This window comes from Paraflavitalea sp., from assembly GCF_059502485.1.
This window is the reverse complement of the sequence record NZ_JCACET010000011.1, coordinates 1,130,995-1,144,555: the sequence shown is the minus strand read 5'-3', so window position 1 is coordinate 1,144,555 and position 13,561 is coordinate 1,130,995. Positions and strand designations below refer to the sequence as shown.

At 48.0% G+C, this 13,561-nt stretch carries 7 protein-coding genes; all 7 read left to right on the top strand.

What is annotated here, in order from left to right; all coding sequences use genetic code 11:
- The first annotated feature begins 10 nt into the window (after positions 1-10).
- The gene (locus AC5JBY_RS32300; protein WP_495908841.1) at positions 11-1,543 is read left to right on the top strand and encodes a RagB/SusD family nutrient uptake outer membrane protein; all 1,533 of its coding nucleotides are present in this window, start codon (positions 11-13) and stop codon (positions 1,541-1,543) included.
- An 11-nt stretch (positions 1,544-1,554) separates the two neighbouring features.
- Complete coding sequence (locus AC5JBY_RS32295) at positions 1,555-2,328, top strand: hypothetical protein (RefSeq protein ID WP_495908840.1); 774 nt, start codon at positions 1,555-1,557, stop codon at positions 2,326-2,328.
- A gap of 149 nt (positions 2,329-2,477) precedes the next feature.
- On the top strand, positions 2,478-4,934 hold the full coding sequence (locus AC5JBY_RS32290; protein ID WP_495908839.1) for a glycoside hydrolase family 2 protein: 2,457 nt from the start codon (positions 2,478-2,480) through the stop codon (positions 4,932-4,934).
- 3 nt (positions 4,935-4,937) lie between these two features.
- The gene (locus tag AC5JBY_RS32285; RefSeq protein ID WP_495908838.1) at positions 4,938-7,286 is read left to right on the top strand and encodes a right-handed parallel beta-helix repeat-containing protein; all 2,349 of its coding nucleotides are present in this window, start codon (positions 4,938-4,940) and stop codon (positions 7,284-7,286) included.
- 129 nt (positions 7,287-7,415) lie between these two features.
- Positions 7,416-9,971, top strand: a complete 2,556-nt coding sequence (locus AC5JBY_RS32280) for a glycoside hydrolase family 95 protein (RefSeq protein ID WP_495908837.1) — start codon at positions 7,416-7,418, stop codon at positions 9,969-9,971.
- Positions 9,972-10,003: 32 nt separating this feature from the next.
- Complete coding sequence (locus tag AC5JBY_RS32275; RefSeq protein ID WP_495908836.1) at positions 10,004-12,151, top strand: glycoside hydrolase family 31 protein; 2,148 nt, start codon at positions 10,004-10,006, stop codon at positions 12,149-12,151.
- Positions 12,152-12,381: 230 nt separating this feature from the next.
- Positions 12,382-13,560: an alginate lyase family protein gene (locus AC5JBY_RS32270; protein WP_495908835.1), complete on the top strand. Its 1,179-nt coding sequence runs from the start codon at positions 12,382-12,384 to the stop codon at positions 13,558-13,560.
- Position 13,561: the final 1 nt, after the last annotated feature.

The window sequence follows — 13,561 nt, the reverse complement described above, 5'->3', positions numbered from 1 at the left end:
AACGATTGCAATGCACAACAAACGAATATATATACCCGCCTTGCTGCTGTTGATCCTGGTGATGGGCAGTTGCAAGAAGTTCCTTACCCAGAACCCGTTGGCGGAAGTAGGGGAATCACAGTTCTTCAAAAGTAAATACGATGTAGATGCATCAGTATCTGGTATGTACCGCTTATTCCAGGACCAGATGGTGGGCGATGCACAATACAAAGACCGTTACCACATCTGGGGCGAACACCGCTCCGATAACTTTGAACGCTTCCTGAGCTACACAACCAACCAGGTGAATGAAATAACATTGAACGGCCTCACACCCGACAATGAGTTTGCTTCCTGGACAGGTTTATACAATGTGATCTACCGCGCCAATGTAAATATCAAGAAGGTAGCAGGTGCTGCCCAATACGATGCCCGCGTAACGCAGGACGTGATCAACAAGGCGCTGGCAGAAAGCTATGCCATGCGTGCGATGTGCTATTTCTATATCGTGCGTGTATGGGGCGATGCACCCATTTGGACAGAACCTTTCGAATCACTGGCCGACAGCTCCCAGCGTTCACGGGAATCAGCTTCAAAGATCATCGACGAAATAATCCTGAAAGACCTCGAAAAAGCCTATTCATTAATACTGAAGAACCAGACTCCCACAACCTGGTATATTGGCGAAGGTGCTATCTGCGCCATGATGGCCGATGTATATATGTGGAAGAAAGATTATCCCAATGCCATTACCTGGATACAGAACCTGTTTAAAGCGAAAGCACCTACAGGTAAAGTATATGGCGGCAATGTGATTGGCGATCTGCATCCCACAGCTACCTGGAAGCAGATGTTTACCACCCCGGCTACCAGCATAGAAAGCATCTGGACGCTCGACTGGTCGTTTACCGCCAGTGGTTGCGCCTGTATGAGCATTTCATTTACACCCAATAACAAACAATACATCATTGACCAGGGCATGTGGCAAAACTGGTTCCTGCTTTATCAGAACACCACGCCATTGCCCGATATCCGCGTAAGGCAAACACATGATGTGTATGCCAATAACCGCGATAGGTTTATTAAGTATTATGCTACACCAGCCAACCCAACAGGCCAATGGACTTTTGCCACTGGATCTGAGGAAATACCAGCCTATGTAACGATGTACCGCCTGGGAGATATGTACCTGTTGTATGCAGAAGCACTAAATGGCAACAACGACCTGCCAGGCGCGCTGAAGTACCTGAATTTTATCCGCAAACGTGCAGGGCTCACAGAGTATACTGCTGGTGATCCGTTAGTAGCTACCAAAGAAGCAATGGAAGACGCCATCCTCCAGGAAAGACAATATGAACTCTATGGAGAAGGTAAGAGATGGTTCGACCTGGTGCGCACCAACCACGTTCAAAAAGTGATGGACCCTGTATTGAAAAGACGCCAGCTGGCGGCAGGTAGCGACCAGGTGGGCTTTCCCGATCTGCGGAAAGTATTATGGCCCATCAATAGGTCGGTGCTCAATGCCAATAAGAAGCTGAAACAAAATGCTGCTTACTCAGATTAAAACTTACTATCATGAAATTGAACATAAGAACAATAGTACGTACATGCCTGCTGGCGCTCACCGTAGTAGTGCTGCTGCCCGGCTGTAAGAAACTCTTTGGCCTGAGCCGCCAGGAAGATTATGACTACGTCCCGCAAACCCTCGACCCACACATCAACATCAGTGTACGCCAATTCCTGGAAAACAGGTCATACGGCGCCACGCCACAAGACACGGTGTTCAAATGGATGAGACTGGGATTGGAATATGCAGGTATCGACCTCGCTGAATACGACAAACCGGACCGCACTTTTATCTTTCTGCACAATGAAGCAGTACGCAGGTTGGATGCAACCGGTAAGGTAGTAGGAGGTATATGGTTCAGTTATCCCATCGTGCAAAAAGATGTCAATGGCAACCCGGTCCTCGATCCGGTGACGGGTGTTCCTAAAACAACACCTGCTACCAAATGGACCGATTACGATAAGACAACCGTTAAAAATTATTTCCTCTACCTGATCGGTCAGGGCAAGTACAATTTCGAAGACCTGAACAACCTGAATAAAGATGTACAATCCTTGCTGCCTGCTGGCACAGCGGCTACCAAAGAGTCTATGTTGGGTTGGGTCAACAGTGGCAAAGGCTTCGACCAGGAAGGGAAATTCCAGCTCAAGATCAGGAGCAATAGCGACCTCGGTCCCATTGTACACAATGGAACAGCCGACGACAGGTCAGCCGGTTACATCGCTACCAATGGTATCGTGCACGTATACGGCGTAGCCTTGTCACCTTACAGAACTGAATAATATAAAGTAAAAATAAGGTGGGTCGCTCTGCAGCGCTGCAAAAGCCGCCCGGCGTAGCGGCTCACCTTATTTAATGCCCGTCAACGTTTTCGCTGATATTTTAACGCATCCGTTACCTGTTGAAAACAATGTTTCCAGATATTCGTAGCATGAACAGGATTATAATTGCTTGTATTGTAATGGCTGGATGCTTTTTGCCAGCCCATGGCCAGGTAACCACAAGACTGAACAGCGACTGGGAATTCCTCAAACAAGACCTCGGAGGCATATGGGAAGCTGTACGTCCTGTGGGTAAAGGCAACCCCGAAAGCGTACCCCTTTGGGAAAATGTATCATTGCCCCACTGCGTAAATGCCACCGATGCAGTAGACCCGGATGTAAACTACTACCAGGGCCCCGCCTGGTACCGCACCCAACTGGATATTAAGAATCCATACACCAACGGAAGGACCCTTTTGCATTTCGAAGGAGCCGGACAGAAAACAGAAGTATACATATACACCACGAAGGTGGGAACCCACGTAGGCGGGTATGATGAATTTACAGTCGATATTACGGAGGCCGTTGATGCGTTTACCCAAACCGAAGTATACCAAAAACAATTCAAAGGAAAAGTGCCCGTTTCTATCCGTACCGATAATGCCCGCGATCTCGAATTGATCCCTTCGGATCTTTCCGACTTTAACCTCTATGGCGGTCTTTACCGATACTTAAACCTGGTATATACACCAGCTTTATCAGTTGACAAACTATTTGCACTCGCCGAAACAGATAATGCCGGCAAAGCGGGTAAGCTTACGGTGAGAGCACGCTTTTATAATCCACAACGTATCAGCAATACTTCCATGTCGGTAAAGCTGTTCGATCCTGCAGGAAAACTGGTGCAGGAGCTCTCGAAAGACATGATGATCAGTGAAGGTGAGATTAACCTGACCACCTTTACCATCAAGAAACCACAATTGTGGTCAACAGAGTTGCCGAAACTGTATACAGTAGAAGTGACACTGAAAAGACCCGAAGGAAATTATGCACAGCGCGAGAAGATCGGCTTCCGCAATTTTGAATTTGTAGACAATGGCCCCTTCAAGCTGAATGGCAAACGCCTGTTACTGCGTGGCACCCACCGTCATGAAGACCATGCAGGCGTGGCTGCAGCCATGACTGATGAACAGATGCGTGCAGAAATGGTGATGATGAAAGAAATGGGCGTCAACTTCATCAGGTTGGGCCATTACCAGCAATCGCGTACCATCCTTAATCTCTGCGATAGCCTGGGCATTGTAGTATGGGAAGAAATTCCCTGGTGCCGGGGCGGTTTGGGTGGCGATGTATACAAGGAGCAGGCAAGACGCATGCTGCGCAACATGATCGAGCAGCATTATAACCATGCATCAGTGATCATCTGGGGGCTTGGCAATGAGAACGATTGGCCCGGCGACTTCCCGGAGTTTGACAAAGAAAAGATCAGGACCTTCATGAAAGAGCTGAACGACCTGTCACACAAACTCGATCCGACCCGCAAAACTGCCATCCGCCGTTGCGACTTCTGCAAGGATATTGTAGATGTCTACTCACCATCCATATGGGCTGGCTGGTACAGAGGTATTTATACCGAATACAAATCCGTATCCGAAGAAGAGTTCAAAAAAGTAAAACACTTTCTGCATGTAGAGTGGGGAGGCGATAGCCATGCCGGCCGTCATTCAGAAAGCCCTGATAAAGCATTACAAAATATAAAAGCCAGCGGTACAGCTGATGAGCGGGCAGGGGATGCATCTCTCTATGGTGGCGCTGCACGTGCTTCCAAAGATGGCGACTGGAGCGAATCCTATATCTGTAACCTCATCGACTGGCACCTGAAAGAACAGGAAACGATGCCTTGGCTTACAGGTACTGCCCAATGGCCCTTTAAAGATTTCTCGACGCCGGTGCGCCCTGACAACCCGGTTCCTTATATGAACCAAAAAGGAGTAGTAGAGCGCGATCTCAATAAAAAAGAAGTATACTATGTATTCCAGTCATATTGGACCAGCAAACCCATGGTGCGCATTTATGGACATAGCTGGCCGGTACGCTGGGGTGGAGCAGATGAAGAGAAGATGGTAAAGGTGTATTCCAATTGTGAGGAGGCTGAGCTGTTCGTAAATGGTAAAAGCTATGGTGTAAAAAAACGTAATACACAGAGTTTCCCTGCAGCAGGACTACGTTGGAACCTGCGGTTTAATAAAGGCACGAATACCATCAATGTAATCGCCCGCAAGGGAAAAGAATTTGTACGCGATGCCCTCACTTTCCAATACCAGACAGAGACCTGGGGTAAACCAGCAAGGCTGCGCGTTGAAAAGATAAAACAGGAGAACGGCATCGCCACTGTAGAAGTCGTCTTGCTGGATGAAAAAGGTGTTCCCTGCCTCGATGCTGCCAACTGGGTACGCTTTGGATTGGCTGGAGACGGTAAGCTGATCGACAACCAGGGCACTTCTTCCGGCAGCCGTTACGTACAGATGTACAATGGCCGTGCCACCATAAAAGTGCAAACAAACAAAGGCGTAAACGTGGTGAGCGTTAAAAGCGAGGGAATGACAACAGCTACTATTACTCTATAACTTATGCGGATACTCCTTGCCATATTGCTATTGTGCGCGCAGGCTGCTGCAGCCAAAGATTTTTATGTTTCCGTTAAAGGAAATGATAAGAATCCTGGTACAAAAGTGCAGCCTTTCGCTACACTGGAAAAAGCAAAGCTGGAAGCACGTAAATACGCCGATTCCGTTAAAGTATATTTGATGTCCGAGATCTATTATCTGAAACAGGCACTGGTGTTTACGGAGGAGGATAGCCGTGAAGGAAAAGGGCCGTTGATCTTTACAGGCATACAGTATCTCTACCCGGAGATAAAAGGATCAAGACGCTTGAAGCTGCAATTTCGCCCATTCAGGGATGGAATACTACAGGCCACATTGCCGGTTGACCTGCCCACTTTTGACCAGTTGTTTATGGATGGTGAGTTGCAGGTACTTGCCCGTTATCCCAACTACCGGCAGGAAGATATGCCGCTACATGGCACGGCAGCCAATGCGCTCAGTGCTGAACGGATCAGAGGCTGGAAAGATCCTGTAGGTGGATACATTCATGCTTTGCATACCTCCGAATGGGGTGGCATGCATTACCTGATTACTGGCAAGGCTACAGACAGTACCCTGACGATGGAAGGAGGCTGGCAAAATAACCGCCCTTCAGCTATGCACAAGAACTATCGCTATGTTGAAAATATCTTCGAAGAACTGGATACAACAGGAGAGTGGTATGCAGATCATAAACGACACCTGCTTTTCTATAAACCTGCAAAATGGATAAAGAGTATTAAGAAAGTAGAAATAGAAGTACCGGTATTGGAAAACCTTATTACAATACGGGGGAAACCAGGACAACCCGTAAAGAGTATTCAGTTCATCGGCCTTCGGTTTCAACATACACTGCGCACCTTTATGAAAAACAGGGAGCCGTTGTTGCGCAGCGATTGGACCATCGATCGTTCAGGGGCTATACTTTTTGATCGCACCGCCCAGTGTATGATTTACAATTGCTGGTTTACCAATTTGGGTGGCAACGGCCTTTTCTTCAGCAATTACAACCAATGGGCCAATGTGACTACATGCACCATTGCAGACATTGGTGGTAGTGCTGTTTGCTTTGTAGGCAATCCGGCTGCTGTGCGGTCTCCTGCTTTCAGGTATGAACAATTTGTTCCTTATGACCAGATGGATAAAACGCCCGGTCCGATAGGTGATGACTTCCCTTACCATTGTAGCGTTATAGATAACCATATACATGATATTGGACTTGTCGAAAAACATGTAGCGGGCATTCAGATATCCATGGCGCAGGAGATCAATATCAGGAACAATACGATTGTCAATACACCACGGGCAGGTATCAATATAGGCGACGGGACCTGGGGTGGGCACACCATTGCTTACAACGATGTGTACAATACTGTACAGGAAACGGGAGATCATGGTGCTTTCAACTCCTGGGGGCGCGACCGGTTTTGGCATCCCAAACGGGCAGTGATGGATTCATTGATGACTGAACATCCCGATCTCTGGATGCTGGATGCGGTACTGCCCACGAAAATTTTCGGTAACCGCTTTCGTTGCGACAATGGATGGGATATTGATCTTGATGATGGTTCATCCAATTACTATATCTATAACAATGTATGTCTGAACGGTGGATTGAAATTGCGCGAAGGATTTCACCGGGTAGTTAAAAATAATATCATCCTCAACAACTCCTTTCATCCCCATGTATGGTTTCGCAATAGCAGAGACACCTTCATGCACAATATAGTGATGGGGCCTTACCTGCCCATAGGCATTAAAGACTGGGGCAAGGGCATAGACAGCAACTTTTTGCCTGATCAGGCTGCATGGCAGAAGTCGCAGCAATGGGGCGTTGACCAGCATGGCGCCTTTGGCGACCCGCTGTTTGAGGATGTTACCAAAGGCGATTATAGAGTAAAAGCAACATCAGGGGCTAACACTATAGGGTTCCGGAATTTCTACATGACCTTCGGTGTGATGTCCACTGGTTCGAAAGCGAATGTAGGCGGTCAACACCCTGTTGTCCTACCGGTGCTGTATACTAAATCAGGCGATTCAAACCAGGTACAACCCTTTTTAGGTATGAAAGTAAAGAACCTCAACACCCTGGCCGAACGTTCCGCTACCGGCATGGACAAAGAAACAGGTGTACTGATACTGGAAGTACCGTCCACATCACCTTGGCAGGCTATCGTTCAACCCAATGATGTAATACTCGAGCTGGCCGGTACACCAGTCAACAACATACAAGACCTGTTGAATGCGCGAATGAAAGTACAATGGCATGCTTCCGCCCAACTGATCATCTTCCGTGACCAGAAGCGCCAGGAAGTAAAAGCGCCATTGAAGTGATCACTCGTTCACTCGCTCGCCTCTGGCGAGTGAGGGTATTTTCAAGCCTCTGGCTTGAGGTGTGAGCCGAAGGCTCACCATCTGAACGCTGGTAAGTTAAGAGAGCATAGAAAACTAAAATAGAACCATTTGAAACGCATTGCCTTTCTCGTTGCCGTATGCATTGTCGCCTACGCAGTAAACGCACAAAGCGATCCTCACTTAAAGCTGTGGTACAACAAACCTGCCCAGGCCTGGGAAGAAGCCTTGCCGCTCGGCAACGGAAAGACAGGAGCCATGGTGTTTGGCAAAGTAAAGACCGAACGTTACCAGCTTAATGACAATACCCTCTGGAGCGGCTATCCCGATCCCGGTAACAATCCCAATGGTCCTACAGTATTGCCACAGGTAAGGAACGCTGTATTTGAAGGCGATTATAGCAAAGCTGCCGATCTGTGGAAGAAGATGCAAGGCCCTTATTCTGCCCGCTACCTGCCGATGGGCGATCTGCTGCTCGAGTTTCCTTATACAGATACAATTGGCAAAGGATATTATCGCGATCTCGATCTGAGCAACGCGATTGCTACAGTACGTTACACTACAGGCGGCGTACAATACCAACGGGAAAGCTTTACCAGCTTTCCGGATAAAGTGATGGTGATAAGGCTCACGGCCAACAAAAGCAAGAGCATTAGCTTTACCACCGCACTCACCAGTAAACTACGATATAGCACAAAAGCAACCTCAAATAATCTATTAGTGCTCACAGGCAAGGCGCCAAAGTTTGTCGCCAACCGCGACACTGAACCTAAACAAGTAGAATACGATGATGATCCGAAAGGAGAGGGGATGAACTTTGAAGTACAGGCATATATCAAAACAGAAGGGGGTACAGTAAAGCAGGTAGATAATAAATTGACGATAACCAACGCCGACGCTGTAACGATCTACCTGACAGAAGCCACCAGTTTCAATGGTTTTAATAAGTCTCCCGGTAAAGAAGGCAAAGACCCGCATGTCGAGGTAAGCGCCAACCTTAAGAAAGCAATCGCCTCATCCTGGGCACAATTAAAGCAGCGCCACGTGAGCGATTACCAGTCTTTGTTCAATCGTGTGAAGCTGGACCTGGGCATCAATGAAGCAGCTGTAAAACTGCCCACAGATGAAAGACTGTTACAATTTGCCAATACGAAGAATGATAACCAGCTACAAACCCTGTATTACCAGTTTGGCCGCTACTTGCTCATAGCCAGTTCACGGCCAGGTTCAAGACCGGCCAACCTGCAGGGTATCTGGAACGATCATGTACAGCCACCCTGGGGCAGCAACTACACCACCAACATCAACACAGAAATGAACTACTGGCTGGCAGAGAATACGAACCTCTCCGAATGTCACCAGCCATTATTCGCTTTCATGAAAGAACTGGCAGTGAACGGAGCGGTGACAGCCAAAGTAAATTACAACATCGATGAAGGATGGGTAACACACCACAACTCCGATCTGTGGGCCAAAACATCTCCACCTGGCGGTTACGACTGGGATCCGCGCGGCATGCCCCGCTGGAGCTGCTGGCCAATGGCGGGTGTATGGTTCAGTACCCACCTGTGGGAGCATTACCTGTTCACCGGCGATCGCCAGTTCCTGCAAGCAACAGCCTATCCGCTGATGAAAGGTTCAGCACAGTTTATGTTGCACTGGCTCATCAAGGATAATACAACCTCTTACTTAGTCACCAACCCCTCCACCTCTCCGGAGAATACGATCAAGCTGAAAGGAAAAGAATACCAGGTAGCTCTGGCCAGCACAATGGATATGTCGTTATTGCGCGAGTTATTCACGGCTGTGGTAAGGACGAGTACAGTATTAAATATTGATGCTGACTTCAGGAGCAAAGTACAGCAAGCCCTCGATCAGCTCTATCCTTATCACATTGGTCAGTATGGACAGTTGCAGGAGTGGTATGGCGATTGGGACGATCCCAACGATAAACACCGTCACCTGTCTCATTTGTTTGGTTTATATCCCGGCAGCCAGATCACGGTACAGCAAACACCCAAACTGGCAGCGGCAGCCAAACAATCACTGATCCATCGTGGCGACGTAAGCACGGGTTGGTCCATGGCCTGGAAGATCAACTGGTGGGCCAGACTGCAGGATGGTGATCATGCCTATAAGATATTGAGCGACGCCTTTACATATATAGACCCACTTAAAGAAAAAGGCCAGATGAGTGGCGGTGGCACCTACCCCAATCTGTTTGATGCACATCCACCCTTCCAGATTGATGGCAACTTTGGAGCCACGGCAGGGATTACGGAGATGTTGCTGCAAAGCCATGCAGGCTACCTGAGTTTTTTACCTGCATTGCCGGCAGCATGGCCTTCTGGTAGCATCAAAGGCATCAAAGCAAGAGGCAATTTCACGGTAGACATTCAGTGGAAAAACGGAAAGCTGGCTACTGCAAAGATCATTTCGGGAGTGGGAGGCGTTTGCCGCATTAAAACCACTACCCCTGTCAAAATAGTGGAAGTAAAAGCCAATACTGCGCAAGGCAGCAACGCAAATCCGTTGAATATTGCATATGGAAAAGTAGTGTACGAAAAGAATGCCCAGGCGCCGCTACAGTCAATTGGTAAAGAAGGAGAATACGTAATCGAGTTCCCGACAGTCAAAGGAAAGACATATACGGTGGTGAGCAGGTGAATTGGGCGATCCATTAAAACATACACATCTCGATGAAGCGGTCTAAGTTTATTTACCTTATTGTCTTATTGATAAGCACTTCTATCAGCGTAGGAGCCCAGTCTCCTGCCTGGACGGAAGTAGCGCCGGGCGTATGGAAAGCTACAGTAGGCAAACCAGAAGCATTCGATCTGTTGAAAGCTGCTGGCAGTGTTCCCAATAAAGAAGCATTGGCAGCCATCACCAAAGGAAGTTTTCCTTTTGCCAAGGCTGATATTGCCGCCCGCGTGCAGGATGGTAAAACGTACTTACGTTTCCCATTGCAAAAAGAAGAACAGATATATGGTTTTGGGCTCAACTTTCAAACCGTTCACCAGCGTGGCAAGATATTACAGCTGCATGTAGACCACTTTGGTGGCAAAGACAATGGCCGCACACATTCCCCCACACCATTCTATGTGTCCTCATTAGGATATGGCGTATTCATCAATGCAGCCAGGTACCTCAATGTATATGCAGGAGCAGGTGTGCGAAAAGACAGTAAAAATCCTCCGGTAGCAAAAGACCGTAACCTCGATAAATCTTGGGCTGCCCGTCCTTATTCAGACGCAGTAGAAATATTAGTGCCGGCCGGTGGAGTAGAAGTATATGTATTTGCAGGCCCGTCTTCCCTCGATGCAGTGCGCCGGTTCAACCTATTCAACGGAGGAGGCTGCCTGCCTCCACGATGGGGATTGGGTTTCACCCAGCGTGTACAACGACTGTACAATGCAGATGATGTAAAGAAAGAAGCCAGCGACTTTGAACAAAAAGGATTCCCTTTGGATTTTATAGGTCTGGAACCAGGATGGCAAAGCAAATCCTATCCCTGTACCTTCGAGTGGGATAAAACACGCTTTCCACAGCCACAACAATTTGTAAAAGAGATGTTGGATAAAGGTATTCGCATCAATTTGTGGTTGAATCCTTACGTATCTCCGGACGCGTCTATTTACAAATCCATAGAACCCTACACTGGATCCCACACGGTATGGGTGGGCGCTGTGCCCGACCTCTCCATGCCACAGGCACGCAAGATATTCTTCGATCAGTTGAAGAAAGATCAGGTGGGCATCGGAGTGAGCGGTTATAAGATCGATGAAGTAGATGGTTACGATCATTACCTATGGCCGGATGCTGCTACCTTCCCTTCAGGCAATAGTGCCGAGCAACTGCGGCAAACATTCGGCGTACTGGCACAACGTTACAGCACAGATATATACCGCCAGCAGAATTCCCGCACGTTCGGACTGGTGCGTGCTTCCAATGGTGGCGCTTCTTCTTTCCCCTATGTGATCTACAATGATTACTATAACCATGAAGATTTTATCACGGCATTGATCAATAGCGGCTTTGCCGGTGTATTGTGGACGCCGGAAGTACGGGCCTCCAAAACTGGCGAAGAGTGGCTGCGCCGCTTTCAAACAGTGATCTTTTCACCCATGGCCATGATCAACGCTTGGTCGAGCGGTACTAAACCTTGGAGTTACCCCGAAGTAGCAGAACAGGTAAAGCAATTAGCGTTACTGCGCATGCAGATGATGCCCTATTGGTACACGGAGTTTGCCAAATACCATTATGAAGGAACACCACCTTTCCGGGCCATGAACCTTGAAGCAGGCTTTAAGCAGGAAGTGAAAAAAGAAGCGGTGAATGAGAACCTGGAGCAGAACCCCTATGCGGAAGCCGCCTCTAAAGAGATCAAAGATCAATACATGGCAGGAGAATACTTGCTGGTAGCTCCCTTGTTCACCGGACAAACCTCCCGCAAAGTGATATTGCCCAAAGGGAAATGGTATGATTTCTACACCGGTGCTTACGCCGGTGACGGAGAAGTGATCACGGTAACACCAAGACTGGATAAAATACCCGTATATGTAAAAGACGGAGGAGTCATCCCTATGATGCGGGCTATGCTGCATGCACCCAAAGCAGGCGAAGTCGTTGACCTCGAAGTCCGTTACTATGGTGAAAAGCCGGGCACCTATAAACTGTATGATGATGACGGAGAAACCTTCAACTATGAAAAAGGAGCATACAGTTGGCGCACGATCACCGTTACCAAAGATGCCAGCGGCCAGGCAAAAGGAAGCATTACACCACCTGTAACCGGCAAACCAAATACGATTGGAAAAGTGACATTCACGATGATGACGAAGTGAAAGTTTAGATAATACATCCAATGCCGTCGGCTTAAGCTGTCACCCTGAGCTTGGCGAAGGGTTATTAAGAAAAAGATGAAAATAGCTTGAGCTTTAAAATTGATATTGAGCTTGAGTTTAAACTTTGAACTCGGACTGTTTTCACAATTGCCCGGCCCTTTAGGGCCGGGATTATAAGACAAAACTTCTTTGGGCTTTAGCCCAATTTGTAGACGCTAAATGAATTGTAAATGCTTAGAGGAAGAATAGTCTCTTTTGTTTTGGTGATACTGCTGCTGCTGCAATCCGGTAGCATAACCGCGCAGCTACAAGCCGATTACACCAAAGCCATCAGCAAAACCTTGCGCAAACAGGTATTGAAAGAAGCAGCCTGGGCCTTGCAGCAGCAACCCGTCACAGTTACTGCCAGCACCTCCCCCCGTAGCGCAGGTGGCAGGCACGACTTCTTTTCCGAAGGCGACTACTGGTGGCCCAACCCACAATTTCCCGACAGTCCTTATATACAAAAGGACGGCATGACGAACCCCGACAACTTTATAGCCCACCGTCTGGCTATGATCAGGTTCAGCCGCATCATGGGCGCTCTCGCATCGGCCTATAAAATTACCGGCGATCAAAAATATGTACAGCAGGCAGTGAAACATTGCCGTGCTTGGTTTATTGATACAGCAACACGCATGAATCCCAACCTCCTGTATGCACAAGCCATCAAAGGCCGGTTTACAGGGCGGGGCATTGGTATCATCGATACGATCCATTTTATGGAAGTGGTACAGGCACTGATCGCAATGCAGGATGCGCGCGATATGGATAAAACAATGCTGGCAGGTGTGAAAGAGTGGTTTGCTCAATACCTCGATTGGCTAACAACCCACAAGTACGGCAAGGACGAAATGAATGCCACCAACAACCACGGCACCTGTTGGGTAATGCAGGTAGCTGCCTTTGCAAAGTTTACCGCCAACCAGTCATTGATGGACTTTTGTCGCGATCGCTATAAAACAGTGCTGCTGCCCGGCCAAATGGCGGCTGATGGCAGCTTCCCGCAGGAACTGAGAAGGACCAAGCCCTACGGTTATTCACTCTTTAACCTCGATGCTATGACAACGGTTTGCCGTATTCTATCGACTAAGGAAGATAACCTGTGGACCTTTCAAACACCCGATGGGCGGTCTATTAAAAAAGGAGTTGAATACCTGTATCCCTATGTAGCCGATAAAAGCAAATGGCCTTTCAAGCAGGATGTGATGTATTGGGAGAACTGGCCAGTGGCCCATCCCTTCCTGGTTTTTGGTGCCGAAGCTTATGGCGATAAGAATTGGTTGAATACTTGGAAAAAGTTAGACCACGCCCCGGTAGTAGAAGAAGTAATACGCAACCTGCCCGTGCGAAACCCATTAATATGGTAAT